At 62.2% G+C, this 24,667-nt stretch carries 21 protein-coding genes and 1 pseudogene; 12 read left to right on the top strand and 10 right to left on the bottom strand.

The features are described from left to right. Positions 1-57: 57 nt before the first annotated feature. Entirely contained in the window at positions 58-1,482 is a 1,425-nt protein-coding gene (locus tag AAEZ05_RS03805; protein WP_350646643.1) for a gamma-aminobutyraldehyde dehydrogenase, read from the top strand. Positions 1,483-1,584: 102 nt separating this feature from the next. Here AAEZ05_RS03805 and AAEZ05_RS03800 read toward each other — a convergent pair whose 3' ends face one another. Further along, on the bottom strand, positions 1,585-1,827 hold the full coding sequence (locus AAEZ05_RS03800) for a hypothetical protein (protein ID WP_045057348.1): 243 nt from the start codon (positions 1,825-1,827) through the stop codon (positions 1,585-1,587). A 181-nt stretch (positions 1,828-2,008) separates the two neighbouring features. Between AAEZ05_RS03800 and AAEZ05_RS03795 the strand changes: the two genes are divergently transcribed. The 7 genes from AAEZ05_RS03795 (at position 2,009) to AAEZ05_RS03765 (ending at position 11,274) form a co-directional block, all read left to right on the top strand. Further along, the gene (locus AAEZ05_RS03795; RefSeq protein ID WP_045057349.1) at positions 2,009-3,772 is read left to right on the top strand and encodes an L-lactate permease; all 1,764 of its coding nucleotides are present in this window, start codon (positions 2,009-2,011) and stop codon (positions 3,770-3,772) included. Positions 3,773-3,857: 85 nt separating this feature from the next. Continuing rightward, complete coding sequence (gene glcD, locus AAEZ05_RS03790; protein ID WP_045057350.1) at positions 3,858-5,357, top strand: glycolate oxidase subunit GlcD; 1,500 nt, start codon at positions 3,858-3,860, stop codon at positions 5,355-5,357. Then, a complete protein-coding gene (gene glcE / locus AAEZ05_RS03785; RefSeq protein WP_045057351.1) occupies positions 5,357-6,421 on the top strand; it encodes a glycolate oxidase subunit GlcE in 1,065 nt (354 codons plus the stop codon). Before glcD ends, glcE begins: the two co-directional genes overlap by 1 nt. A gap of 3 nt (positions 6,422-6,424) precedes the next feature. Beyond that, complete coding sequence (gene glcF / locus AAEZ05_RS03780; protein WP_045057352.1) at positions 6,425-7,666, top strand: glycolate oxidase subunit GlcF; 1,242 nt, start codon at positions 6,425-6,427, stop codon at positions 7,664-7,666. Beyond that, positions 7,663-8,076, top strand: a complete 414-nt coding sequence (locus AAEZ05_RS03775; protein WP_045057353.1) for a heme-binding protein — start codon at positions 7,663-7,665, stop codon at positions 8,074-8,076. Before glcF ends, AAEZ05_RS03775 begins: the two co-directional genes overlap by 4 nt. A 49-nt stretch (positions 8,077-8,125) precedes the next feature. Further along, positions 8,126-9,013 carry a YghX family hydrolase gene (gene yghX / locus AAEZ05_RS03770; RefSeq protein WP_350646642.1) on the top strand — a complete coding sequence of 296 codons (888 nt, stop codon included), beginning with the start codon at positions 8,126-8,128 and terminating at the stop codon, positions 9,011-9,013. A 92-nt stretch (positions 9,014-9,105) separates the two neighbouring features. Beyond that, a complete protein-coding gene (locus AAEZ05_RS03765; RefSeq protein ID WP_045057355.1) occupies positions 9,106-11,274 on the top strand; it encodes a TonB-dependent siderophore receptor in 2,169 nt (722 codons plus the stop codon). A gap of 156 nt (positions 11,275-11,430) precedes the next feature. Here the strand turns inward: AAEZ05_RS03765 and AAEZ05_RS03760 are convergent, their stop codons facing one another. Next, positions 11,431-12,372, bottom strand: a complete 942-nt coding sequence (locus AAEZ05_RS03760) for an aldo/keto reductase (RefSeq protein ID WP_082069086.1) — start codon at positions 12,370-12,372, stop codon at positions 11,431-11,433. After that, positions 12,359-13,645: an NTP/NDP exchange transporter gene (locus tag AAEZ05_RS03755; RefSeq protein WP_045057357.1), complete on the bottom strand. Its 1,287-nt coding sequence runs from the start codon at positions 13,643-13,645 to the stop codon at positions 12,359-12,361. Before AAEZ05_RS03755 ends, AAEZ05_RS03760 begins: the two co-directional genes overlap by 14 nt. A gap of 91 nt (positions 13,646-13,736) precedes the next feature. Here AAEZ05_RS03755 and AAEZ05_RS03750 point away from each other — a divergent pair, with 91 nt between their 5' ends. Further along, positions 13,737-14,519 carry an alpha/beta hydrolase gene (locus tag AAEZ05_RS03750; protein ID WP_045057358.1) on the top strand — a complete coding sequence of 261 codons (783 nt, stop codon included), beginning with the start codon at positions 13,737-13,739 and terminating at the stop codon, positions 14,517-14,519. A gap of 71 nt (positions 14,520-14,590) precedes the next feature. Here AAEZ05_RS03750 and AAEZ05_RS03745 read toward each other — a convergent pair whose 3' ends face one another. Both AAEZ05_RS03745 and AAEZ05_RS03740 read right to left on the bottom strand, forming a co-directional pair. After that, positions 14,591-15,058: a cupin domain-containing protein gene (locus AAEZ05_RS03745; RefSeq protein ID WP_045057359.1), complete on the bottom strand. Its 468-nt coding sequence runs from the start codon at positions 15,056-15,058 to the stop codon at positions 14,591-14,593. Between the two features lie 230 nt (positions 15,059-15,288). Then, positions 15,289-16,305, bottom strand: a complete 1,017-nt coding sequence (locus AAEZ05_RS03740) for a M14 family metallopeptidase (protein ID WP_205892181.1) — start codon at positions 16,303-16,305, stop codon at positions 15,289-15,291. A 163-nt stretch (positions 16,306-16,468) separates the two neighbouring features. On the opposite strand from AAEZ05_RS03740, the pseudogene AAEZ05_RS03735 reads away from it, so the two are divergent. After that, positions 16,469-16,954 (top strand): annotated as a pseudogene (locus tag AAEZ05_RS03735) (TetR/AcrR family transcriptional regulator); the annotation flags it as partial. Here AAEZ05_RS03735 and AAEZ05_RS03730 read toward each other — a convergent pair. The 5 genes from AAEZ05_RS03730 to AAEZ05_RS03710 all read right to left on the bottom strand — a co-directional run bounded on the left by AAEZ05_RS03730 (position 16,910) and on the right by AAEZ05_RS03710 (position 22,248). Beyond that, a complete protein-coding gene (locus AAEZ05_RS03730; RefSeq protein WP_045057361.1) occupies positions 16,910-17,917 on the bottom strand; it encodes a DMT family transporter in 1,008 nt (335 codons plus the stop codon). The pseudogene AAEZ05_RS03735 and the gene AAEZ05_RS03730 overlap by 45 nt on opposite strands. Beyond that, positions 17,917-18,615 carry an ABC transporter permease gene (locus AAEZ05_RS03725; RefSeq protein ID WP_045057401.1) on the bottom strand — a complete coding sequence of 233 codons (699 nt, stop codon included), beginning with the start codon at positions 18,613-18,615 and terminating at the stop codon, positions 17,917-17,919. Before AAEZ05_RS03725 ends, AAEZ05_RS03730 begins: the two co-directional genes overlap by 1 nt. A gap of 5 nt (positions 18,616-18,620) precedes the next feature. Then, positions 18,621-19,334 carry an ABC transporter permease gene (locus AAEZ05_RS03720; protein ID WP_045057362.1) on the bottom strand — a complete coding sequence of 238 codons (714 nt, stop codon included), beginning with the start codon at positions 19,332-19,334 and terminating at the stop codon, positions 18,621-18,623. A 103-nt stretch (positions 19,335-19,437) separates the two neighbouring features. Further along, positions 19,438-20,220, bottom strand: a complete 783-nt coding sequence (locus tag AAEZ05_RS03715; RefSeq protein WP_045057363.1) for a transporter substrate-binding domain-containing protein — start codon at positions 20,218-20,220, stop codon at positions 19,438-19,440. Positions 20,221-20,244: 24 nt separating this feature from the next. Further along, complete coding sequence (locus tag AAEZ05_RS03710) at positions 20,245-22,248, bottom strand: aminotransferase class I/II-fold pyridoxal phosphate-dependent enzyme (protein ID WP_045057364.1); 2,004 nt, start codon at positions 22,246-22,248, stop codon at positions 20,245-20,247. 490 nt (positions 22,249-22,738) lie between these two features. On the opposite strand from AAEZ05_RS03710, the gene AAEZ05_RS03705 reads away from it, so the two are divergent. Together AAEZ05_RS03705 and AAEZ05_RS03700 are read left to right on the top strand one after the other, a co-directional pair. Beyond that, positions 22,739-24,031, top strand: a complete 1,293-nt coding sequence (locus tag AAEZ05_RS03705; protein WP_442963616.1) for a sialidase family protein — start codon at positions 22,739-22,741, stop codon at positions 24,029-24,031. Continuing rightward, the gene (locus AAEZ05_RS03700) at positions 24,028-24,639 is read left to right on the top strand and encodes a hypothetical protein (protein ID WP_045057365.1); all 612 of its coding nucleotides are present in this window, start codon (positions 24,028-24,030) and stop codon (positions 24,637-24,639) included. Before AAEZ05_RS03705 ends, AAEZ05_RS03700 begins: the two co-directional genes overlap by 4 nt. Positions 24,640-24,667: the final 28 nt, after the last annotated feature.

Genomic DNA, 24,667 nt, shown 5'->3' with positions numbered 1-24,667 from the left:
CTCGCTCCTACAAGGGTCCGGTTTGAAAACAAGAATTGCTTCAGAGAGGACAACCCCATGCAAACCAAACTCCTGATCAACGGCCAGTTGATCACTGGCGAAGGCCCCGCCCAAGCCGTGTTCAACCCGTCATTGGGCCGTGTCCTGGTGGAGATCAACGAAGCCAGCGAAGCCCAGGTCGATGCTGCCGTACGGGCCGCCGATGCGGCGTTCGATGGTTGGTCACAGACCCCGCCGAAAGATCGCGCCCTGCTGCTGCTGAAGCTCGCCGACGTCATCGAGGCCCACGGCGAAGAGCTGGCCAAGCTGGAATCGGACAACTGCGGCAAGCCTTACAGCGCCGCTCTGAATGACGAGATCCCGGCGATTGCCGACGTGTTCCGTTTCTTCGCCGGCGCCAGCCGCTGCATGAGCGGTTCGGCTGGCGGTGAATACCTGCCCGGCCACACCTCGATGATCCGCCGCGATCCGGTGGGCGTGATCGCCTCGATCGCGCCGTGGAACTACCCGCTGATGATGGTCGCCTGGAAAATCGCTCCGGCTCTAGCCGCCGGTAATACCGTGGTGCTCAAGCCGTCGGAACAAACCCCGCTGACCGCGTTGCGCCTGGCGGAACTGGCGTCGCAAATTTTCCCCGCCGGCGTCCTCAACCTGGTGTTCGGGCGCGGTCCAACGGTGGGTAGCCCGCTGGTGACCCACCCGAAAGTGCGCATGGTCTCGCTGACTGGCTCGATCGCCACTGGCTCGAACATCATTTCCAGCACCGCCGACAGCGTCAAGCGCCTGCACATGGAACTGGGCGGCAAGGCCCCGGTGATCATCTTCGACGACGCCGACATCGACGCCGCCGTGGAAGGCATTCGCACCTTCGGTTTCTACAACGCCGGCCAGGATTGCACGGCGGCCTGCCGCATCTACGCCCAGGCCGGGATCTACGAGAAGTTCGTCGAGAAGCTCGGTGCCGCGGTCAGCAGCATCAAGTACGGCCTGCAGGACGATCCGGCCACCGAGCTCGGCCCGCTGATCACTGCGCAGCACCGCGACCGCGTGGCCGGGTTCGTCGAACGCGCCGTGGCGCAGTCGCACATCCGCCTGATCACCGGTGGCAAGGCGGTGGACGGCAACGGTTTCTTCTTCGAGCCGACGGTGCTGGCGGACGCACAGCAGGACGACGAGATCGTTCGCCGCGAGGTGTTCGGCCCGGTGGTGTCGGTGACCAGGTTTACTGACGAGGCCCAGGTGCTGGGCTGGGCCAACGACTCGGACTACGGCCTGGCGTCGTCAGTGTGGACCGCCGACGTCGGCCGCGCGCATCGGTTGTCGGCGCGCCTGCAATACGGCTGCACCTGGGTCAATACGCACTTCATGCTCGTCAGCGAAATGCCCCATGGCGGTCAGAAATTGTCCGGCTATGGCAAGGACATGTCGATGTATGGGCTGGAGGACTACACCGTGGTACGGCATGTGATGTTCAAGCACTAAAAAAGCATCGCTGGCAAGCCAGCTCCCACAAGGGTTGGGACTTACCCAACCCTGTGGTCAACCACAAATCCTGTGGGAGCTGGCTTGCCAGCGATGGCGCCCTCAAGGCCCCAGTGTTCTCTGCCCATTCCCGATCCCCTTCGCAACATCTACCCCCCAATCCAGCGCCGCTTCCATGTCCAGTAAATGCGGTCGTGGATCGTGGTCCTCGGAAACCGGTACCCCGTCCGGACGATAAACGCCGATAAACATCTTTAACGAACCGTCGCGCAAAATTTCCGCCTTCACCACAATCGAGCATCCATTCGACAGCGTTTCCTTGTGTTCCAAATGGCGCTCAGTCATCACGGTAATCCTCCGGTCGTTGGGTTCGGGTCAGTACTCATCTTAGCTCACGCCAGCGCACCAAAATGATTCGTCAAAATGCCCGAAAACCCCGGCCTGACAGCGGCGCATTGCCACCTATACTGGAAACCACCGCCCCTTCGGGGTCTGCACGTCCAACAATAAAAAGCAGAGGTGGAACATGGTCTGGCAGCAAATCTACGATCCGTTCAACAACCCGGTCATTTCCACCCTCATGGCAGCCGTGCCAGTGGTGGTGATGCTGGCGGCCCTGGCGTTCTTCCATATCAAGGCGCACCTGGCGGCCCTGCTAGCCCTGGGCTCAGCCCTGATCATCGCGATCTTCGCCTTTGGCATGCCGGCCGACATGGCAGGCTCCGCGGCCCTGTATGGCGCCGCCAACGGTTTGTTGCCGATTGGCTGGATCGTACTCAACATCATTTTCCTGCACCGCCTGACCACCGAAAATGGCTCGTTCAAGGTGCTGCAAGACTCACTGGCGCGGATCACTGACGATCGTCGCCTGCAACTGCTGTTGATCGCCTTCTGTTTTGGCGCCTTTTTTGAAGGCGCCGCAGGTTTCGGCACACCGGTGGCAGTCACCGGGGCGATTCTGATCGGTCTGGGGTTCTCGCCACTGGCGGCGTCCGGCCTGGCGCTGATTGCCAACACCGCGCCCGTGGCGTTTGGCGCACTGGGCACGCCGATCATCACGCTCGCCAAGGTCACGGGCCTGGATGAAATGGAGCTGTCGATGATGGTCGGTCGGCAACTGCCGTTCTTCTCGGTGATCGTGCCGTTCTGGCTGATCTGGGCGTTTGCCGGGTGGCGCAAGATGCTGGAAATCTGGCCGGCGATCCTGGTCGCCGGGGTCAGCTTCGCCGTGCCGCAGTTCCTGGTGTCCAACTACCATGGCCCGATGCTGGTGGACGTGATCGCTGCGCTGATCTCCATGGCCTGTTTGACCGGCTTCCTCAGGGTGTGGAAACCGGCCACCGTACACACCTCCGCAGCCCTTTCAGGTCGCGTCGACAATTCGAAAATTGATGCCGAGCACGATCAAAAACCCGTCGCCAGCGCCGCGTTTGGTGCGGATGCCAAACCCGCCGTGATGCGTGCGTGGATGCCGTGGATCATCCTCACCGTGTTCGTGTTCGCCTGGGGTACCCAGGGTTTCAAGAACATGTTCGACACCCGCCCTGCCATTGATCCTGTGACCCAGTCGGCCAAGCTCGATCCTCAAGGCAAACCGTTGCGCGAGGCGAATCCGGTCTTTGCCCCGGTGATCACCTTTGGCACGATCCACCAGCAAATTGAAAAAGTCCCACCAGTAGTGCCTGCGCCAAAAACCGAAGAAGCGGTCTACAAGTTCACCTGGCTGACCAGCACCGGCAGCGGCATCCTGCTGGCGGCGATCCTGGGCGGGCTGTTGATGGGCTATTCGATTCCGCAGCTGATCAAGCAGTACGTGCGCACCATCTGGGTGGTGCGCTACTCGCTGATCACCATCGTCGCGATGCTCGCCCTGGGCTTCCTCACGCGCTATTCAGGCCTGGACGCAACGATGGGCCTGGCGTTTGCTGCCACGGGGATTTTCTACCCCATGTTCGGCACCCTGCTGGGCTGGCTTGGCGTCGCGCTGACAGGCTCCGACACGGCGTCGAACGTGTTGTTCGGCGGCCTGCAGCGGGTCACTGCCGAACAACTGGGGCTCAGCCCGGTGCTGATGGCAGCTGCCAATAGCTCCGGCGGGGTCATGGGCAAGATGGTCGATGCGCAGTCGATCGTGGTGGCCTCCACTGCCACTCGCTGGTATGGCCATGAAGGAGAAATCCTGCGGTATGTGTTCTTCCACTCGATCGTCCTGGCGATTCTGGTCGGCGGGTTGGTGACGTTGCAGGCGTATGTGGCGCCATTCAGCGATATGGTCGTGGGTGGGCATTAAACGGGATCAGCCGGTTGTTGCGCTTCTGACCTACCTGCCCGGGCTGCTGCCCGGGCGTTCATGAACGGAGTAGGGTAAAGCGACTATGAACATTCTCTACGATGAACGCGTCGACGGCGTGCTGCCGCAGGTCGACCGGGCTGCCCTGCTACAGGCCCTGCATGCGCGCCTGCCGGACCTGGAAGTGCTGCATCAGCAGGAAGAGCTCAAACCCTACGAATGCGACGGCCTCTCGGCGTACCGCACCACGCCATTGCTGGTGGTGCTGCCGCGTCACCTGGACGAAGTGCAAGGGGTGCTCAAGCTGTGTCACGAGATGCAGGTTCCGGTAGTCGCCCGGGGTGCGGGCACCGGGCTATCGGGTGGGGCACTGCCGCTGGAGCAAGGCGTGCTGCTGGTGATGGCGCGCTTCAACAACATCCTGCACATCGACCCTGCGGCTCGCACGGCACGGGTCCAGCCGGGTGTGCGCAACCTGGCGATCTCCCAGGCCGCGGCGCCATTTGGCCTGTACTACGCCCCGGACCCTTCGTCACAGATCGCCTGCTCCATCGGCGGTAATGTCGCGGAAAACGCCGGAGGTGTGCACTGCCTCAAGTACGGCCTGACCGTGCACAACGTGGTCAAGGTCGACATCCTCACGGTGGAGGGCGAGCACCTGAGCCTGGGGTCGAATGCCCTGGACTCACCGGGCTTCGACCTGCTTGCCCTGTTCACCGGGTCTGAAGGCATGCTCGGCGTCATCACCGAAGTAACGGTCAAGCTGCTGCCCAAACCCCAGACCGCCAAGGTGCTGCTGGCCGCTTTTGATTCGGTCGAAAAAGCCGGCCGTGCGGTAGGCGACATCATTGGTGCCGGCATCATCCCCGGGGGCCTGGAAATGATGGACAACCTGGCCATCCGCGCCGCCGAAGACTTCATCCATGCCGGCTATCCGGTGGACGCCGAAGCCATCCTGCTGTGTGAACTCGATGGCGTCGAAGCCGATGTCCACGATGACTGCGACAGGGTCCGCCAGGTGCTCGAACAGGCAGGCGCCACCGAAGTGCGCCAGGCCAGGGACGAAGCCGAACGCGTGCGTTTCTGGGCCGGACGCAAGAACGCCTTTCCGGCGGTCGGGCGACTGTCGCCGGACTACTACTGCATGGACGGCACCATACCGCGTCGGGAATTACCCGGCGTGCTGCAGGCCATCGCCGCCTTGTCTGCCGAATACGGCCTGCGCGTAGCCAACGTGTTCCATGCCGGCGATGGCAACATGCACCCCTTGATTTTGTTCGATGCCAACCAACCGGGGGAGCTCGATCGGGCAGAGGCACTGGGGGGCAGGATTCTCGAGCTGTGCGTGAAAGTCGGCGGCAGCATCACCGGTGAACATGGCGTCGGCCGCGAGAAGATCAACCAGATGTGCGCCCAGTTCAACAGTGATGAACTGACGCTGTTCCATGCCGTCAAGGCAGCGTTCGATCCCGCTGGCCTGCTCAACCCCGGCAAGAACATCCCCACCTTGCACCGCTGCGCAGAATTCGGCGCGCTGCATGTGCACATGGGGCAATTGCCCTTCCCTGAGCTGGAGCGTTTCTGATGCGCCACGAAGATGACTTCGATGACAGCGCCGCACTTCTGGAGCAAGTCAACCAGGCGTTGCAGGGCATTACCCCACTGCGTATCCAGGGCTCAAACAGCAAGGCTTTCCTGGGGCGCATCACTGCCGGTGAAGTGCTCGATACCCGCGCCCATCGGGGCATCGTCAGCTACGATCCGACTGAGCTGGTGATCACCGCACGATGCGGCACGCCGTTGGTGGAACTGGCTGAAGTGCTGGCTGCCTCGCAGCAGATGCTGCCCTGCGAACCGCCGTCCTTCGGCGAGGGCGCGACGGTCGGCGGCATGATCGCCTGCGGGTTGTCGGGACCGCGACGGCCCTGGTCGGGTTCGGTTCGCGATTTCGTCCTCGGCACCCGGGTAATCACCGGCCACGGCAAGCATCTGCGCTTCGGCGGCGAAGTGATGAAGAACGTCGCCGGCTACGACCTGTCGCGTCTGATGGCTGGCAGCTACGGCGCCCTCGGGGTAGTGACCGAGGTATCACTCAAGGTGCTGCCCAGGCCTCGGCAATGCCTGAGCATCAGCCTGGAGCTCGACGTCGAACGCGCCCTTGATCGCCTCAGCGAATGGGGCCAGCAGCCGTTGCCGATCAGCGCGGCCTGCCACGATGGCACACGCCTGCACCTGCGCCTGGAAGGCGGCGAAGGCTCGGTGGCCGCGGCCCACGAGCGCTTGGGCGGCGAGCTGCTGGACGCCGGGTACTGGGCCGATCTCAACGAACACAGGCTGAGTTTTTTCGATGAGGATCAGCCGCTGTGGCGGCTGTCCGTACCGCACAACACCCCTCGCCTGTCACTGCCGGGGCGACAACTGATCGATTGGGGCGGTGCCCAGCGCTGGCTCAAGACCGATGCTGAAGCCGCGTTCATTCGCCAGGTGGTCAGCGAGGTCGGCGGACACGTGACCTGTTACAGCCATGGATTGATCGACAGCCCTTTCCAGCCATTGCCTGCCGCCCTCATGCGCTACCACCGCAACCTCAAGCAGCAACTCGACCCCCAGGGTATTTTCAACCCCGGTCGCCTGTACGCGGAGCTCTGAGCCATGCAAACCACGTTGAGCGAACAGGCCCGCCAGTTGCCCCGAGCCGAAGAAGCCGAAAGCATCCTGCGCAGCTGTGTGCACTGCGGCTTCTGCAATGCCACCTGCCCCACCTATCAACTGCTCGGCGACGAGCTGGACGGGCCACGCGGACGAATCTACCTGATCAAGCAAGTACTGGAAGGCCACGAGGTCACGCGCAAGACTCAACTGCACCTGGACCGCTGCCTGTCCTGCCGCAACTGCGAAACCACCTGCCCCTCCGGCGTGGATTACCACAACCTGCTGGATATCGGCCGGGCGGTGGTCGATGCAGCGGTCCCGCGCTCCCTGGCACAGCGCCTGTTGCGCGAGGGACTGCGCAACGTCGTGCCCAACCCTGGGCTGTTCAAGAGCCTGGTCAGCAGCGGTCAAGTGTTCCGGGCGCTGCTGCCGGACACGCTGCGCGCCAAATTGCCACGCAGTGCCTGGCCGGCAAAAGCCCGACCGGCCGCGCGCCATGCCCGGCAGGTACTGATGCTCGAAGGCTGCGTGCAGCCTGGCCTGTCGCCTAATACCAATGCCGCCGCCGCGCGGGTACTGGACCGCCTGGGCATCAGCGTGACCCCGAGCCGCGAAGCCGGGTGCTGCGGCGCCGTGGATTATCATCTCGATGCCCAGGCCGCCGGCCTCGATCGCGCCCGGCGCAACATCGATGCGTGGTGGCCAGGCATCGAGAGTGGCGCCGAGGCCATTGTGCAGACCGCCAGCGGCTGCGGCGCGTTCATCAAGGACTACGGGCACCTGCTGGGCACCGATCCGGCCTATGCCGCCAAGGCACAAAAAGTCAGTGCGCTGGCCAGGGACCTGGTTGAAGTGTTGCGTGACGAACCCCTGGAAACACTAGGCGTGCAGGCCGAGCAACGCCTGGCGTTCCACTGCCCTTGCACCTTGCAGCACGCGCAGAAGCTCGGGGGGGCGGTCGAGGCGGTGCTGGTACGTCTGGGTTTCAACCTCACCATCGTGCCGGACAGTCACCTGTGCTGCGGCTCGGCAGGCACTTATTCGGTGACCCAGCCAGTACTGGCCCGCCAATTGCGAGACAACAAACTCAATGCCCTGGAAAGCGGGCGCCCCGACGTGATTGCTACCGCCAATATCGGCTGCCAAACGCACCTCGACGGCGCCGGTCGCACCTCGGTCAGGCACTGGATCGAACTGGTCGAAGCGGCACTGCCCTCCCCACCTGCTGGAGTATCCCCATGAACCGCAAATTCGTTTTAAGCCAGGTCGAGGTCAGTCAGATCCTCGCCGCTGCGCGCAATGAAGCCCTGGGTAATCAATGGGCGGTGACCATCGCGGTGGTCGATGACGGCGGCCATCCCCTGGCCCTGGAACGCCTTGACGGCGCTGCCGCGATCAGCGCCTACATCGCCACGGAAAAGGCCCGCACTGCGGCGCTGGGTCGGCGCGAGTCCAAAGGTTACGAGGACATGGTCAATGGCGGTCGGCATGCGTTTCTCTCGGCGCCCTTGCTGACGTCCCTGGAGGGTGGCGTACCGATCATCATCGAGGGCCAGGTGATTGGCGCGGTGGGGGTATCAGGCGTCAAGGCCGAACAGGATGCACAGGTGGCCAAGGCGGGGGCGCAGTGCCTGGGCAACCCGAACGCCTGATCAAGCCAAGCCCCAATGGTGAATCAATCGACGAAGAGGAAACCTGCCGATGCCCAGCCTGACCGCCAAGGACTTCGCCCCGCAACTGCTCGAACTCTACGACTACTACGCCCACGGCAAGATCAACCGACGCGAGTTTCTTGACCGCGCGGCGCTATTCACCTTCGGCGGACTGACCGCTGGCGCCCTGCTTGCGAGCCTGAGCCCCAACTATGCCCTGGCCGAGCAAGTCGCCTTCACCGACCCGGACATTATTGCCGAGTACATCACCTATCCTTCACCCCAGGGCAACGGGCAGGTGCGCGCCTACCTGGTGCGCCCGGCCAAAGCCCCGGGCAAGGTGCCGGGAGTGGTGGTGGTACATGAGAATCGCGGTCTCAATCCCTATATCGAAGACGTCGCCCGACGCCTTGCCAAGGCGGGGTTCATCGCCCTCGCCCCCGACGGTCTGACCTCCGTGGGTGGCTATCCGGGAAACGATGACAAGGGCCGCGAGTTGCAGGCGACCGTCAACCCGGAAAAGCTCATGAACGACTTCTTCGCAGCTATCGAGTGGCTGATGAAGCTTGACGCCGCCACGGGCAAGGTCGGCATCACCGGCTTCTGTTACGGCGGCGGTGTCGCCAATGCCGCGGCCGTGGCCTATCCGGAACTGGGGGCCGCCGTGTCCTTTTACGGGCGCCAGCCGGAGGCCAAAGACGTGCCGCGAATCAAGGCCCCGGTGATGCTGCACTACGGCGAACTGGACACGCGCATCAATGAAGGTTGGCCGGCGTACGAGCAGGCGCTAAAGTCCGCCAGCAAGACCTACGAGGCCCACATCTATCCCGGCGCCAATCACGGTTTTCACAATGACTCCACGCCCCGCTATGACGAGGCTGCGGCAAGCCTGGCGTGGGACAGGACCCTGGGCTGGTTCCAGCGCTATCTGGTGTAAACGCTTGGCGCTGGCATTTACAATCGCCGGCCAGGATACGTCCTCTGTATGATGGCGCGCTTTGAGTGCGGGTCAGACTTCGAGGAGTATGCATGGACAGGCTTTACCGGACAGGACACCAGGGCTTGTCCGCCCTCAATTTACTGACCTTGTGCCTGTTATCGGCCAACAGCGCGCTGGCGGCTGACACCGAGTTGCCGGCGCTCACCGTCACCGGCGAAGACAACTCAGGCTATCAGGCCGACAGCGCATCGGTCGCCGGCTTCGACTCGACCACGCTACTCGACACCCCGGCGGCGGTGACGGTCATCACCGATGCGCTGATCAAGGATCAACAGGCGCGCCTGCTCAGCGAAGTCCTGCGCAATGACGCCTCGGTGGGTCAAGCCTATGCCCCGGTCGGCTATTACGAGAACTTCGTGGTGCGCGGCTACTCGCTCAACTCCGCCAGCAGTTACAGGATCAATGGTCGCACCATCACTGGCGAACAGAACGTCGGGCTGGAAAACAAGCAGCAGGTGGAACTGCTCAAGGGCCTGTCGGGCCTGGAAAGCGGCGTGTCGGAGCCCGGTGGGCTGGTCAACTACGTGACCAAGCGGCCGACCGATGTGCGCCAGGTCACGGTCTCGACCGATGACCGCGGCAGCGGCTATCTGGCGACCGATATCGGCGGGTTCTTCGGCAGCGAACAACAGTTCGGCCTGCGCGCCAACCTGGCCCATGAAGATATCCATTCCTACGTTGAACATGCCAACGGTCAGCGGGATTTTGCCTCCCTGGCCTTTGACTGGAACATCAGCCCCGATGCGCTGCTGCAACTGGACGCCGAGTACCAGAGCCGGGAACAGCGCTCGGCGCCTGGCTACCAACTGCTGGGTGGCACCCGACTGCCGCACCATGCCTCGCCGAAAAAACTGCTGGCCCACCAGAGCGGCTCCAACCCGGTCAGCACCGATGCGCTGAACCTCAACGGCAAGTTCGAGTACCGCTTCAGTGATGCATGGAAAACCGACATCAGCGCTTCGCGCAGCCGGGTGGTGATCGACGACTACAGCTCGTTCGCCTGGGGTTGCTACGGTGCCGCCAGCTGCGCCGACGCCGCAGTGCCGAATGACTTCAGCCCGGAGGGCGACTACGATATCTACGACTTCCGCAGCCCCGACGATACCCGCCGCAACGACGAACTGCAGGCGACCCTCAGCGGGCGTTTCGACACGGCGGGCCTGGGCCACGAACTGACCTTGGGCACCAGTGCGTTCCGCCGGGTGGTGGACAAGCGCGACCCGATCAACGTGATGATCGGCAGCGCCAATATTAACAGCGAGCCTGCAGACTTCGCGCGTTATGACGGCCCGCTCAATGACTCCCAGCGACGTCTGGACAGCCGCCAGTACGGGCTGTTTTTCAATGACCGGATCAGCTTCAACGAGCACTGGCAAACCGTATTGGGCGGGCGCGCGGTGCGTCTGGACGAAGAAACCTTCGACAGCCAGGGCGAAACCACTCGCCATACCCGCCGGTACGAGTTCCTGCCCCAGGCTGCGCTGATCTACAAGCCGGTGCAGAACCTGTCGCTGTACACCCGCTATAGCAAAGGCCTGTCCCTGGGCGGCGAGGCGGCGTGGTTTACCACCAACGCCTTCGAAATCCTCGCGCCAACCGTGTCCCGGCAGATCGAGGCCGGGGTCAAGTATGACTGGCAGCGCATCAGCCTGGGCGCGGCGCTGTTTCAGATTCGCCAGGCGTATCAGTACTCGCGCCCCAACGACGACGGCACCTTCACTTTCGCGCAACAGGGAGAACAGAAGAACACCGGCCTGGAGCTGTCCGCCAATGGCTGGGCGACCCAACGCCTGCAGATCAGTGCCAGTGTCGCGGCGATTCGTTCGCGGGTCAGCGGCACGGGAACGGCGGCTTATGAGGGCCACCAGACGATCAATGTGCCGACCTTGCGCGCCAGCCTTTCCGGCGACTATGCATTGCCCTGGATAGACGGCCTGGCATTGCTCGGTGGCGTGCAGTACAGCGCCAGCAAATACGCGAGCCAGGTGGGCGAAGTGGAAACCGGCGCCTACGCGATCTTCAATGTCGGCAGCCGATTCAGCACGCGTATTGATGGTTACGAGACGGTCTTTCGCCTGAGCGTCGACAACCTGTTCGACAAGCGCTACTGGCGCGATGCCGGAGAATACATGGGCGATGACTACGTATTCCAGGGCGCGCCGCTGACGGCGCGCTTGAGTGCTTCTGTCAATTTCTGACGGCTGCCGAAATCACCTGTAGGGGCCAGCTTGCTGGCAATGGGCGTTAACGATAATGCGGGGTGCCTGACAGCCCGCGGCGTACTCAGGTTTTTCGCGAGCGAGCTCGCTCCTACAGGATGGTAAACGTTAACGGGTGAGCCGAATTGGAGCTCATCAGTTCACCAGGTCAATCAGCTGTTCACGCTGCGCCCCGGTCAGCATCGGGCCGAATCCGGCCGCCGCATTGTCGGCCATGTAACGCGGATTGCCGGTGCCTGGGATCACACAGGTCACCGCCGAATGCGACAGCAGAAATTTCAGCGCCAATTGCGGCCAGCTATTGACCTGTACCTGCGAAGCCCAGCCCGGCAGGGGCTTGCCCTTCAGGCGCGCAATCAGGCCACCGCCGCCAAACGGCCGGTTGCAGATCACTGCCACACCACGTTCGCGGCATAGCGGCAGAATGCGCTTTTCGACTGCGCGATCATCCAGGGCGTAATTGATTTGCAGGAAGTCCAGTTGTTCAGCCTTGAGCACCGCCTCCACCTCGTCATAGGCCGACGCGGTGTAATGGGTGATCCCGATGTAGCGGATGCGCCCTTGCTCTTTCCATTCGCGCAACGTCGGCAGATGGGTTTTCCAGTCCAGCAGGTTGTGGATCTGCATCAGGTCGATCCGGTCGGTTTGCAGCAGCTTGAATGATTGCTCCATCTGCGCAATGCCTTCTTCGCGACCACGGGTCCATACCTTGGTCGCCAGGAAAGCCGGCGAGCGCGGCTCGTGGATCGACAGCAGCTCACCGGTGGTCTGCTCGGCGCGCCCGTACATCGGCGAGCTGTCGACCAGCGTCCCGCCTTTCTCGAACAGTGCATCCAGCACGGCCGGCAGTTGCTTGTAGGCCGGGTCCGCGGGGGCGACATCGAAGCCGCGATAAGTGCCCAACCCAACGACGGGCAGCGGCTCGGCGCTGGAAGGAATGCCTCGGGTCTGCATGCTCTTGCCTCCTGTGGCGATCGGCGGCGCTTGCGCCCCGGCTGGGTCGAACGTTAAGACCGCCGAGACACCGGCAGCCAGCGTGAGTAGTCGGCGACGGGTGATTCCATCAGTGTGGCTCATGATGTTGCTCCTCCATTCGGGTGCTGGCCGCCCGTTGTTCCTGCCGCCTGGCCAGCCAGAAACACAACCCTGCCCATACGCCCGCAACCGGAAGAATCGCCAGGGCCACCAGGCCAAACCCTGCGCCTACTGCCGTCAGCCCCGCAGACAGCCAGCCACTGGCGGCATCGCCGCCGCGATAGACCAGGGTTTCGATCACGTTCTTGGCCTTGTACTTCTCTTCGCGGCTGACCACTGTCCACAGCACCTCTCGCGCTGGCCGAACGAAGGCAAATTCCACCGCCCGACGCAGCCCTTGCGCCAGGGCAACGGCGGCAGGTACCGGCGCCATGGCCATCGCCGAGAAGGCCACGACGCTCGCCAAGGGCAACATCACCAGCGCCCCGCCCACGCCGACCCAGCGGATCAACGGCGCGGTCAACAGCAGCTGGAATAACAGGGTCAGCACCGACACCAGCAAATCAACCAGAGCAAAAAATTGAGTGCGGCTTGCCACATCAGCGTAGCTGCCTGCGACGATCCGGCCTTGTTCAAAGTACAAAAGGGTCGCGGCGCTGGTGTGCAGCAGCATGAACGCCACCAGCCCAAGCAAATAGCGCGAGCGCAGGATCAGCGTGATGCCGGCCAGCATGCTGCCGCCCAATCTTTGGTCATCCGGCGAGCGGTTGTCGCTACGCGACACTGTGCACCTGAGCAAGGCCCGGTAACAACGCACCGCGATCTCGAGCAGCACCGCCGCCGCCAGCGTCAGGGCCATCGGGCCCAGGCGCACGGCCATGGTCGCGGCCAGCAGCGGCCCGATAAAGGTGCCCAAGGTGCCACCGGCGGCAATAAAACCGAATAACCGCCGCCCCTGATCATTGGAAAACCGGTCGACCAGCACGCTCCAGAAGATCGTGACGATGAACAGGTTGTAAATGCTGATCCAGACAAAAAACACCTGCCCGACGGTCACCGGCGCAACGTGATTGGCGATCAACAGCCCGAACACCAGCATCGACAGCGCAATCAGCCGATAGATCAAGGGCACGAAACGCGTTGCCGGCAGCCGGGACACCAGCGCACCGTAGAGCGGTACCATCAGCAACATCACCACGAAGGTGGCGCTGAACAGCCACTGCAATTGGTCCGCACCGCCCTCCAGGCCCAGGGCATCGCGCAGGGGGCGGACCAGGTAATAGCTGGCGAGCACACAAAAATGGAAGGCAAAACCCAGCATCAGCGCGGTTCTTTCCGCGGGCAGAATATTCAGCGATTTCAGCGCGATGGGCATCGCTTCCCTCCCGGACCGGCGCGCTACGGGGCCGATCGACTACACTGCGACAGCGATCAAGTGATCGCCGTTTTCCACCCTTGAGTCGTCAATGCCGCTCCCTAACGTTAGTCGAATGTCGCGCATCCTGATGATCATCGCAGGCATCGTCATCGCGCTGTACCTGGTGCTCTGTATGGCGCTGTGGATATTCCAGCGCGCCCTCATCTATTACCCGCAGCCTCGATCCGTGGCCAGTGCGCTCTTGACCCTGCCCCGTTCCGACGCGCAGGTGCTGGTCTCGGTGCGCGAGCACGAGGGCCCCAAGGCGTTGATCTATTTCGGAGGCAACGCCGAGGACGTGTCGCGCAACCTGCCCTCGTTTTCAGCAGCCTTTGCCGATCACGCGCTGTATTTTCTGCACTACCGAGGGTTTGGCGGCAGCTCTGGCTCGCCGACCGAGGAAGCGATTCAGCGCGACGCCCTGGGGTTGTTCGACGAGGTGTACGCCCGGCACCCGCAGGTGACGCTGGTGGGCCGTAGCCTGGGCTCCGGTGTCGCGGTGCGCCTGGCCAGCCAGCGCCCGGCATCGCACCTGGTGCTGATCACGCCCTATAACAGCCTGGAAGAACTCGCTGCGCGGCAGTTTCCGATCTTCCCGGTGCGGTGGCTGTTACAGGATCGTTTTGAGTCCTGGCGATATGCCCGGGAGATCAGCGTGCCGACCCTGCTGATGGCGGCAGAGCAAGACGAGGTGATCCCGCGCTCGAGCACCCAGCGGCTGTTCGAGCATTTCGCTCCGGGGGTGGCCGTGCTCAGGGTGATACCGGGGGTGGGGCATAATTCCATTTCCGCCAGTGCGGATTACCTGAGGCTGCTGCGGGAGGCTTTGTGAGGTTGAGTGTTGCGCTCCTGAGGCGAGCATGCTGAATAATTCCAGCATGCTCGCCTTCTTGAGCGCATCACCTATTGAGCAACAATCTTCACCAACGGCGCCCCCTTCTTGACGATGTAGGTCGCCAGTTCCGAGCTGGTAGTCGCACTTGTATTCTTCGCAACATGCGCCACCCCTGCCGGGATATAGAGCGAATCCCCCGCCTTGAGTGTCACTGCAGGCTGCCCTTCAAGCTGATACTCAAACGTGCCCTCCAGTACATAGGCCACCTCAACCCCCGGGTGGGAATGTTTGGGCGAGACCACGCCCGGTTCGAAATCCACGCGCACCTGCAGCACTTCCTGTCCCGCAACGTCCATGTCCCGGTGCAGCAGATCGGTGCGGTGCAGGCCGGTCTGCCAGCTCTTGGTCGCCGGCGCATCCTGAGTGGACGACTTGACCTCCTGGGCCTGGGCCAGGCCCGTGACAGCGGCCAATGTGGTCGCGGCAATGGCCAGGCCGAGTGCGCCAGCGGTTTTACGAACATTGAACAGGGACATCGCGATTCTCCAGTGGTAGTACCGCAGATGCGGTGTGCCCCATTCAAACGCCGCCATGTATCAGCCAAGTGTCCAAGCCACCCTGGATATGTATGCGCAAGTGGCTGCAGGCACACCTGATACGCAGGGATACAAACCAGTGACACGTCAGCCCCGGTCGGCACTCTCGCGCCAGTATCAGCGAATTGTCCTTCGTCGAGCGGCGCTTTTATCCAGTGCCCGGCCAGCGGTCAGTTAGGGTCGAGCAGGCCCCCGTGCCAGTGGCGGGAGACACGCGTACCCGTGAATTTCGCCACCACCATGCCCTGGCCAATCAGTCGATCGCGGTAACGGGTGACCATCCGCCCCGCCTGCTCGGCGAACAACACCACTTCGCTGGAGGGATCACCGGGCCGGCGCAGGATCCGGGCAAAACGCTGGCCCTCCTCAACAGGGTCTCCCAGCTGTTTTTCGAAGATCAAGACCCCGGGCGTCGGTGCAAGGATGGTCTCCATCTGGCCCATTTCCAAGGTTTGCACCGGCCAATCCTCCGGGCTTAGCGCCTCATCAATGGCTCCGCAGCGGCACAGCCAGGTGTAAAGTCCCTGGGCATCCTGTTCGGCCAGTTGGTCGCCGACATCGCCCTGCCCGCGCAACTCCAGGGTTGCCGCCATATTGCGGTCACTGAGCCCTTTGCGCAGCCAGGGCGCAATAATGGTCTCCTCAAAAGAACCATCGCCGCCATCGTCCCAGATGATCGCCACGTCCATCTTCATCGCTGCCGCCAGTTCGCGGCCTTGGGCGGCAAAGCTGCGGTGCACATAGAGGTACGGCAGTGCCTCGTCATCGGTGTGCAGATCGAGCATCACATCGGCATCGGCGGCCAGTTGCACCAGGGCTTTCTGCCATTCCTGGACATTGGTGGACGGGTGTTGCTGCGCCGCCGACTGGTCAAAACCACGATTGAAATTGTGCCCTGTGGCGTCATGAAAACGCCCCAGCAGGCGGCCCTGGCGGAACTGGCCAATACCCAGGGGATTGGCCTGGGGCACAACCGTCACCTGACTCCTGAGCCGCCCCTGGGCTTGGGCAACCTGCAGGCGTTGCATCAACAGGTGCAGTACCAGCATCCCGGCAATTTCGTCAGCGTGCACCCCGGCTTGCAGGTGCACCTTGGGGCCGCTGCCATCACCCTGGTAACGCCAGGCCCCCACTTGCAACGGGTCGCCGTTGTTGCTGCGAACATCCAACGAAATATCCTGCACCATCCGTTTGTCCTCCCGTCATGACCACTCGAAAACCAAGGCATTGCCGCTGGTGATTGAACAGACGTTCAACTAAGCTCGGCAACGTATGACCGACTCCAAGGACTAACCCGTGACCCGTGCCCCAGCGAAAAACCGCCGCACCGAACCCGACGCGCGCCGCGAAATGCTCGTGGCTGCTGCCCTGCGTTGCCTGGTGCGCGACGGCCACGCCGGGCTGTCGGTGCGCCGCATCGCCACCGAGGCCGGGGTGTCGGTGGGCCTGCTCAATCATCACTTCGGCAGCATCGATGCGCTGATCGCCGACACTTACCAGAAGCTCGCCAACGAACTGACGAGCGCCCTGATGCAGGAAATAGAACAGGCCGACACCCCCGCCGCAAAGATGGACGCCTTCCTCACCGGCTCATTTGCCCCCCGGGTCATGGACCCGCAATTACTCGGCGCCTGGGTGGTGTTCTGGAGCCTGATCCGCCACTCCGTTCACGTCAGCCAGGCTCACGAAAAAAGCTATCGAGCCTATCTCGACTTGCTGCGCCATTTGCTCGACGACCTGGCGGCCAGCGAAGGGTTTGTGATCCACGACACTCACCTGGCCGCCATCGGCCTATCCGCGACGCTCGACGGACTCTGGATCGAGTGGTGCCTCAACCCCGAAACCTTCAGCCCCGCCAACGGCCTGCATATCTGTCGCTGCTGGGTAAAGGGGTTGCGAAACGGAGCATTCAGCGCCGACGACGTCCTGTGAGGCATGACGCCCGAAGATCATCGCCAGGGTGCCACTGATGGCGATCAGCCCCGCGCCGATCATCAGCGAAACGTCCATCCGGGTACCCCAGATGAGACTCGACAGCAGGAACGCCCAAATCAACCCGGTGTACTCGAATGGCGCCAGCAAGGTCGCCGTCGCCCGACGGAAACTGGCGAACAGCAGGAACTGGCCGATACCACCCACCAGGCCAGCTGCGAGCATACCGAGCCAGTCCGGCATCGGTGCTGGCGTATGAGTCCACGGCAAGGCCAGGGTCATGCAAATAACAAACACCACGTTGGTGATCAACATTTGCTCCAGCACCGATGTCTGGTCATCCACCTGCCGCAACTGGATGTAGGTGAACGCCCAGCACATGGCGGCCAGCAGGGTCAGCACCACCGGCAACGGGTCGGTCAACCGTGTTGGTCGGCAGGCGATGATCACGCCGATGAAGCCGACGACCAGGGTGAACCATTGCCACCCGTTCGCGCGTTCCTTGAGGATCACCGCCGCCAGTACCGTCACCATGATCGGCGCGGAGAAATACAGCGTGGTCATCTCCGCCAGCGACAGGTCTCGGGCAGCGGTGTAATACAGCACCCAGGCGATGATCGAAAGCAAACCGCGCAGCACCAGCAAGCGCCGGCTTGGTGAACGCCAGGCTTTCTGCACCAGGCGCAAGCGCCCCGCAGCCACGCAGACCACCACTACCAGCAAGCTGCGCCAGAACAGGATGGTGACCACCGAATAATCGGCCACCAATGCCTTGATCACCGCGTCCTGCAAGGCCAGGAACGCGTACCCCAGGGTGCACAGGCCGATGCCCTGCAATGACCGATCAACCATCCGTGGCGCACTCATCAAACCGACCTGCGCACAGGTGTCCCGCGCCGCTCGAAGAACGAGAACAGGGCCTCGATCAGGAAGGTGAGGCACACATACACCCCGGCCACCAGCAGCAACGGTTCATACACCTGCAGGGTTTGTGCGCGCACCACATTGGCCGCGCCCAGCAGGTCGATGATCGCAATGGTCGAGGCCAAGGCCGTGGACTTGAGCAGCATCACCGTCTCCCCGGCCAGGGTCGGCAACAGCAGGCGCATGGCCCGCGGCAGGCGCACCCGCAACAAGGACTGGCGCGCAGTCATGCCGAACGCCGAGGCCGCTTCCATTTCACCCTTGGGCACCGCCAGCAGCCCACCACGAATCACCTCGCCGACGTAGGCACCCACCGACAGCACCAGCGCGAACACGATATACCAATAGCCGTCACGCAAATAAGGCCAGAAAAAGCTGCCACGGATCAGCGGGAACTGCGCAAACAGGCTGCCCAGGCCGTAGTAGAAAATGTAGATCTGGATCAGCAGCGGCGTGCCCCGCAGCACGCTGGTGTAGAACAGGCTGGCCTTGGCGATGAACTTGTTTTTCGAGATCCGCGCCAACGCCACCAGCACCGCCAGGGCGAAACCGAACACCATCGAGATCAACAGAATGCTGATGGTCGTTTGCAATCCACGGCCCAGGAGTGCCGCATATTCAACTATCCACGCTGGAATCATTTCATTCACTCAGCCAAAGGCATCCAGCGACGGATGCGTCGCTCCAGCCGTCCCGAGAGGTAGTTGGACACCAACGTCACGGCGTAATACATCGCCGCAGCCGTGAGGTAGAACAACAGATAGTGCCGCGTCGAACCCGCCCCTTGCTTGGCGGTGTACAGCAGCTCATTGGTGCCGACCACGCTGATCAGGGCACTGTCCTTGATCAGGTTGATCCACAGGTTGGCCATCCCCGCCATGGCATAGGGCGCCATGATCGGCAGCGTAACTCGCCGGAACAGGCCGAACCCGCTGAGCCCGAACGCCCTCGCCGCCTCGATCTGGCCATAGGGGATCGCCTGGATCGCCGCGCGAAAAATCTCCGAGGCATAGGCGCCCTGGACCAGTCCCAGCACCAGGATTGCCGCCAGCGGGCCGCTGACGTTGACCGCGTCGTAACCCATCCTGGCCATCAGCGAATTGAGCAGCATGGAGCCGACGTAGTACAGCAGCAGGATCAGCAACAACTCCGGAATGGCCCGAAACAACGTGGTGTAGCCGCGCATCAGCGCCGCGATGGGTTTAGGCGCGCCCAACTTGAGACAGGCCACCACCAGGCCGATAAACAAACCGACCACGAAAGCGCCCGCAGAAATCTGCAGGGTCATCAACAGGCCCTTGAGCAACGCGCTGCCCCAGCCTGTTTCGCTGAAATTGATCAAATCGAACATTGCTGGCATTTCGGTCTCCAGTCGGCGAACCAGACATCACCACTCCCTCGTGTGGGAGGAGCCCCTGCGGGACCAAAAGCTCCGCTCCCACAGGTCATCTTGCAGCCCGGCGTCAGAACGCAGGTTTCACGCTCGTACCGAAGTAGCTCTGGGACAGTTCGTCATAGTCTTTGCTTGCCAGCAGGCTAGAGATTGCCTGGTCCAGTTTGGCCTTGAGCTCAGTGTCATCCTTGCGCAAACCAGCGCCGACGCCTTTACCGAAAATCGGGTCGTAAGGCACGGTGGCGAGGTAGGCCAGGTTGCTGGCATCGGCCGTCTTGACGAAAGAGGCCATGGCCGTGCCGTCCGCCATCATCAGGTCGATACGGCCGGAAATCAGGTCGGCGTTGGCCGAGTCCTGGGTGTCGTAGTACTTCACCTCGGCGATCTTTTCGTAGTTGGCCTTCAGGTAGCTGGCGCTGACGGTCGAGTTCTGCACGCCGATGATCTTGCCTTTGAGATCATCCGGGAACTTGCTCACGGTGGTGCCCTTGGGCCCGACCACCGCGATTGCCGAATCGTAGTAAGCCTTGCTGAAGGCGATCTGTTTCTCGCGCTCGGCAGTCACCGACATCGAGGAAAAAATCACGTCGATCTTCTTCGCCAGCAAGGAGGGAATGATGCCGTCCCATGCCACTTCCTTGATCTCGCACTCGGCCTTCATCTCGCTGCACAGCTTATGGATGAGGTCAACCTCGAAACCTTTCCACTCACCGTTCGCCTGCTTCTCGGTGTACGGCGGATAAGGTTCTGCCGCCACTGCAAACCTGATCGGTGCCGCCTGGGCTGCGCTCATCCCGGCCAGCAGCACGCATGCCACGCCCGTCATCCAGTTTGCCAAACGTCGATTTCCCATGATTGTTCCCCGTCTTTTTATTGATCAGCGAGTCTGATGAGCGTTGACGAATTGTCGGCAACGCTCGCTGCGTGGGTGTACGAACACATCGTCCGGCGAACCGGTTTCTTCGATCAGCCCCTGGTGCAGGAAGGCGACCTTGGAGGAGACATCGCGTGCGAAGGCCATTTCATGGGTCACCAGGATCATGGTCCGGCCTTCTTCGGCGAGAGAGCGGATCACCCGCAGCACTTCGCCGACCAGTTCCGGGTCGAGTGCGGAGGTGGGTTCATCGAACAGCATGACCTTGGGCCGCATGGCCAAGGCCCGGGCGATGGCGACCCGTTGCTGCTGGCCACCGGAGAGAAACGCCGGGTACTCGTTGCGCTTGGCCGCCAGTCCCACGCGTTCGAGCAAGGCTTCGGCCCGTTCGGTGGCCTCCGCGCGGCTTTCTCGCAGGACCTGGGTCGGTGCTTCGATAAGGTTTTCCAGCACGGTGCGATGGGGCCAGAGGTTGAAGTTCTGGAACACCATGCCCAGGCTCGAACGGATCCGCACCAGTTGTCTGGCGTCGGACACCAATGGCGCCCCCGGCCGATTCTGGTTCAGATGGATGCTTTCGCCATCCACCAGGATGCGGCCCTGGTCGGGTATTTCGAGCATATTGATGCAACGCAGCAAGGTACTTTTACCCGAGCCGCTGGCGCCAATCAGGGAGATCACTTCACCTTCACGGGCGGTCAGCGAAACACCCTTGAGCACCTCGATATTGCCAAAGCGTTTGTGCAGGCGATCGACTTCGATCATGGTCTTGCGGGCCACCGCCTCGATCGTCGCCTCGCTGCTCACCCGATTGATCACCGGGCGCGGCGCTTCACCGCTCAAAACCAGGACAAATTTGCGAATGCGCTGGCAGGCCTGGGCCAATCGCTCTTCGCCTTGGGTAAACGAGAGCCGCACAAAACCCTGGGCCGGCTCACCGAATGCAGCCGCATCCAATACCGAAACATGCGCCTCGCGCAGCAGCCGCCAGGCAAATTCCAGCGACGTCAGGCCGGTGCTGCGCACGTCCAGCAGCACAAACATCCCCGCGTCCGGGTTGAGTACCGATATCCCGCGACAATCCGCCAGGCTCTTCACCACCAGGTCGCGGCGACGGCGGTAAATGTCACGCATGCCGTGGGTGACGTCCGCATGGGACTGCACGGCCTTGAGTGCCGCCTCCATGACAAAACCCGGCAGGCCATAGAGCATGCTCAGCACCAGGTTTTCGACGTGGGCCACCAGGGTTTCGTTGGCGATGATCCAGCCGATGCGCCAGCCGGTCATGGCGTGGGATTTCGACAGGCTGCCGATCACCACGCAACGTTCGGCCATGCCCGGCATCGCTGCCAGGCTCAGGTGCTCACGCTCGAACGTCAGGCTTTCATAGACTTCATCCACTACCACCCACAAGTCATGGACAACGGCCAGCTCGGCGATCGCCTGCAATTCTTCGCGATTGAGCACGACGCCGGTAGGGTTGTTCGGGTTGGACAGGAACAGGGCTTTGGTGCGCGGGGTAATGGCCTTGGCCAGCACTGCGGCATCCAGGCGAAAACCGCCATCGGCAGCGCACGGTACGCGCACCAGCGTCGCGCCGGACGCCTTCAGGGTAGCCTCGTAGGTGACGTACATCGGGTCCAGGGCGATCACTTCGTCGCCAGCTGTCAGCAGGCACATTGATGCGGCGAACAGGGCATTCTGCGCCCCTGCCGTCAAAATCACGTTGGACGCGTGCAGCTCACGGTGGAACAGGGGGCTATGGCGGGCGGCAATCGCTTCGCGCAATTTCAGGCGACCGGCGATTTCGGTGTAGTGGGTATCGCCCTCACGCAGGGCATGAATGGCGGCGTCAGTGATGAAGTCAGGGGTGGGGAAGTCCGGATCGCCGACGCTGAGGATAATCACATCCTCGCCCCGGCGCTGGGCTTCATACGCTGCGTAGTGAATATCCCAGGCGGCAACGCCGTCACCAGTTATCCGCTGAACAAAGGGTGAAAACCGCATGCAAGTGCCTCGTTCGATAAGAAGAAACGCAAGCCCGCGCTACCAGCCGGGGAAGTGGGTCTCAACATAATCGAAGCTGAACAGTCGTTCAACAGATAATTCCTGCAGATTCGTGTTCAGTGTCAAGAGGTCGTTTTTACGACAGTGCTGCCGTTTCAAGGTACGCTTTTGCTGTGAATGTGCGGGCCGCATCACGAGCAGGGCCGGCGACACACATCTACCAAGGCCGACGTTATTCATCCTTTCGGTTGATGGGTTTCGTACCAAACATCTAAAGCTAATAGCGCGAACTTCCAGTTCAGGAGTTTTTCCATTCACGCATCGACGTCTCTGAGACGGGACTTTCAGCCCTACTGAGTACATGCGCTCGCCGAAAGTCCCAGCAGATACAAACATCCCCTTACAAATACACTCCTGGCTTAACTCCGAATATAGAACTACTAGTGATAGGTTACGCCGCTCGATCAGGCCCCTTGAGATGCCGAGCCGTATGATGCGCATCAATCCTCCCCGCCTTGCCGTTTACGTTGTGTTGGTGTGCCTGTTCGCGGGCGCCTGGTTTACCCACCCTGCCGCTGTCCATTCCTCCTTCGCCCTGATGAGCCCGGTGATGGCGGTGGCCGACAAAGTGGCCAAGCCCGTCTACACCAGTCGCTTCGCGTCCTCTGGCCTGGTGGACTTTGTGCATTCCTCGGCGGTTACCGCACTGCCTGACGGCAGCCTGATGTCGGTCTGGTTCGCCGGCACCCGCGAAGGCGCTGCAGACGTGCAGGTGCGTTCCGCCCGGTTCAACGCGAAAACCGGTGAATGGGGCGCGGAGCAGGTGTTGGCGACTCGGCAGTCGACCCAGCAAGGCACTCGAAAATACATTCGCAAGCTTGGCAACCCGGTCGTGGCGCTGGCGCCGGACAATCGCCTGTGGCTCTTCTATGTCTCGGTGTCGATGGGTGGTTGGGCCGGCAGTGCAGTCAATGTGATGGTCTCCGATGACTTAGGCGATAACTGGTCTGCGCCGCGCCAGTTGATCACCTCGCCCTTTCTGAATATCAGTACCCTGGTGCGTTCGGCACCCGTGTTTCATGCCGATGGTTCGATCGGCCTTCCGGTGTATCACGAGTTTCTCGGCAAGTTTGCCGAGTACCTGTACCTGAGCCCGGACGGCGATGTCATCGACAAATTCCGTATCAGTCGTGGCACCAATTCTTTGCAGCCGACGGTGGTGCCGCTGGATGGCCAGCGCGGCGTGGCCCTGCTGCGCTATGCCGGCGAGACCCACCACCGAGTGCTGGCAACGCGCACCGAAGACGCCGGGCAAACCTGGAGCGAACCCTATCCGCTGGACCCGTCCAACCCAAACTCTTCGCTGGCAGCGGTCGCCACGCCGAAACATGGCTTGCTGGTGGCACTCAATGACCTGCGCGAAGGCCGTTTCAAGCTGAGCCTGTACGGCACCGATGCTAAAATGGACGACTGGCGCGCCCTGCGCGACCTGGATAAATCACCTGACCCGGAAGGCGAGCCGTTTTCCCCGCAAGCCTACAAGGACATCATCGGCCAGAAATTTCGCGACTCCAGCGGAGCGCTGCGCCAGCCACTGGAAGCGCAGTTCCTGAGCAACCTGGACACCAGGGTCTGCACCAGTCGCGGGTGTGAGTTCGAGTACGAGTACCCCTACTTCATCCGCAGCCCAGACGGCATGTATCACCTGGTTTATTCCTGGAACAACACCTTCATCAAGCACGTCACCTTCAACGAAGCCTGGCTGTCCGAGCGCCTGAAATGATCAACCTGTGGCAAGCCCATCTCAGTTTCGCAATGATCATATTCCTCCTGCTGCCCGGCTTTGGCCTCGGCCGGCTCTGGCGCGGGGGGCTGCTGCTGGCCTTGCTCGCCGCCAGTTTCATTCCTCTGGACGGTTTGACGGTGGCGGCTTATCTGCGCAGTCACATCGATGACCTGGCGATTACCACGATGATCCTGATGGCGTGGGCGTGCCTGCGCCGCCTGGAAATCCTCGCGCCTGCGCCACGTGGATATGTCGGCGTGCTGGTGATCTTCGCCGCCATGGCCGTGCTGTTGTATCCGGCGACGCTGGGCTGGACGTACGTCGATCCATACCGGCTGGGTTTCAGCCCGCGCGTGCTGCTGACCTTGATTGCCTTGCTCACGCTCGGCCTGTACTACCTGCGCAACGGCCTGGCAGTGGCCATGCTGGCGGGCGCGACCCTGGCCTTTATGGTGGGGCTCAAACCTTCGCACAACTATTGGGATTACCTGGTGGATCCACTGCTGGGGCTGTATTGCTGCGTTGCGCTGCTGGTGCTCGGCACCCGCCAGGCCTATCGCTGGTTCCTCAGCCGGCGTGGATCGGCTAGCCACAGGTCCATTTAGATTTAACGACTTTAAACAGGGGAACAGG

Source organism: Pseudomonas sp. HY13-MNA-CIBAN-0226 (assembly GCF_040310305.1).
GTDB lineage: Bacteria > Pseudomonadota > Gammaproteobacteria > Pseudomonadales > Pseudomonadaceae > Aquipseudomonas > Aquipseudomonas gregormendelii.
This window is presented reverse-complemented; position numbering and strand designations above follow the sequence as displayed.

What these genes read in the sequence shown, in the direction of transcription:
- AAEZ05_RS03805 (WP_350646643.1), top strand. Translation starts at nt 58, where the DNA reads ATGCAAACCAAACTCCTGATCAACGGCCAGTTGATCACTGGCGAAGGC.
- AAEZ05_RS03800 (WP_045057348.1), bottom strand. Translation starts at nt 1,827, where the DNA reads ATGACTGAGCGCCATTTGGAACACAAGGAAACGCTGTCGAATGGATGC.
- AAEZ05_RS03795 (WP_045057349.1), top strand. Translation starts at nt 2,009, where the DNA reads ATGGTCTGGCAGCAAATCTACGATCCGTTCAACAACCCGGTCATTTCC.
- glcD (WP_045057350.1), top strand. Translation starts at nt 3,858, where the DNA reads ATGAACATTCTCTACGATGAACGCGTCGACGGCGTGCTGCCGCAGGTC.
- glcE (WP_045057351.1), top strand. Translation starts at nt 5,357, where the DNA reads ATGCGCCACGAAGATGACTTCGATGACAGCGCCGCACTTCTGGAGCAA.
- glcF (WP_045057352.1), top strand. Translation starts at nt 6,425, where the DNA reads ATGCAAACCACGTTGAGCGAACAGGCCCGCCAGTTGCCCCGAGCCGAA.
- AAEZ05_RS03775 (WP_045057353.1), top strand. Translation starts at nt 7,663, where the DNA reads ATGAACCGCAAATTCGTTTTAAGCCAGGTCGAGGTCAGTCAGATCCTC.
- yghX (WP_350646642.1), top strand. Translation starts at nt 8,126, where the DNA reads ATGCCCAGCCTGACCGCCAAGGACTTCGCCCCGCAACTGCTCGAACTC.
- AAEZ05_RS03765 (WP_045057355.1), top strand. Translation starts at nt 9,106, where the DNA reads ATGGACAGGCTTTACCGGACAGGACACCAGGGCTTGTCCGCCCTCAAT.
- AAEZ05_RS03760 (WP_082069086.1), bottom strand. Translation starts at nt 12,372, where the DNA reads ATGAGCCACACTGATGGAATCACCCGTCGCCGACTACTCACGCTGGCT.
- AAEZ05_RS03755 (WP_045057357.1), bottom strand. Translation starts at nt 13,645, where the DNA reads ATGCCCATCGCGCTGAAATCGCTGAATATTCTGCCCGCGGAAAGAACC.
- AAEZ05_RS03750 (WP_045057358.1), top strand. Translation starts at nt 13,737, where the DNA reads ATGCCGCTCCCTAACGTTAGTCGAATGTCGCGCATCCTGATGATCATC.
- AAEZ05_RS03745 (WP_045057359.1), bottom strand. Translation starts at nt 15,058, where the DNA reads ATGTCCCTGTTCAATGTTCGTAAAACCGCTGGCGCACTCGGCCTGGCC.
- AAEZ05_RS03740 (WP_205892181.1), bottom strand. Translation starts at nt 16,305, where the DNA reads ATGGTGCAGGATATTTCGTTGGATGTTCGCAGCAACAACGGCGACCCG.
- AAEZ05_RS03730 (WP_045057361.1), bottom strand. Translation starts at nt 17,917, where the DNA reads ATGAGTGCGCCACGGATGGTTGATCGGTCATTGCAGGGCATCGGCCTG.
- AAEZ05_RS03725 (WP_045057401.1), bottom strand. Translation starts at nt 18,615, where the DNA reads ATGATTCCAGCGTGGATAGTTGAATATGCGGCACTCCTGGGCCGTGGA.
- AAEZ05_RS03720 (WP_045057362.1), bottom strand. Translation starts at nt 19,334, where the DNA reads ATGCCAGCAATGTTCGATTTGATCAATTTCAGCGAAACAGGCTGGGGC.
- AAEZ05_RS03715 (WP_045057363.1), bottom strand. Translation starts at nt 20,220, where the DNA reads ATGGGAAATCGACGTTTGGCAAACTGGATGACGGGCGTGGCATGCGTG.
- AAEZ05_RS03710 (WP_045057364.1), bottom strand. Translation starts at nt 22,248, where the DNA reads ATGCGGTTTTCACCCTTTGTTCAGCGGATAACTGGTGACGGCGTTGCC.
- AAEZ05_RS03705 (WP_442963616.1), top strand. Translation starts at nt 22,739, where the DNA reads ATGATGCGCATCAATCCTCCCCGCCTTGCCGTTTACGTTGTGTTGGTG.
- AAEZ05_RS03700 (WP_045057365.1), top strand. Translation starts at nt 24,028, where the DNA reads ATGATCAACCTGTGGCAAGCCCATCTCAGTTTCGCAATGATCATATTC.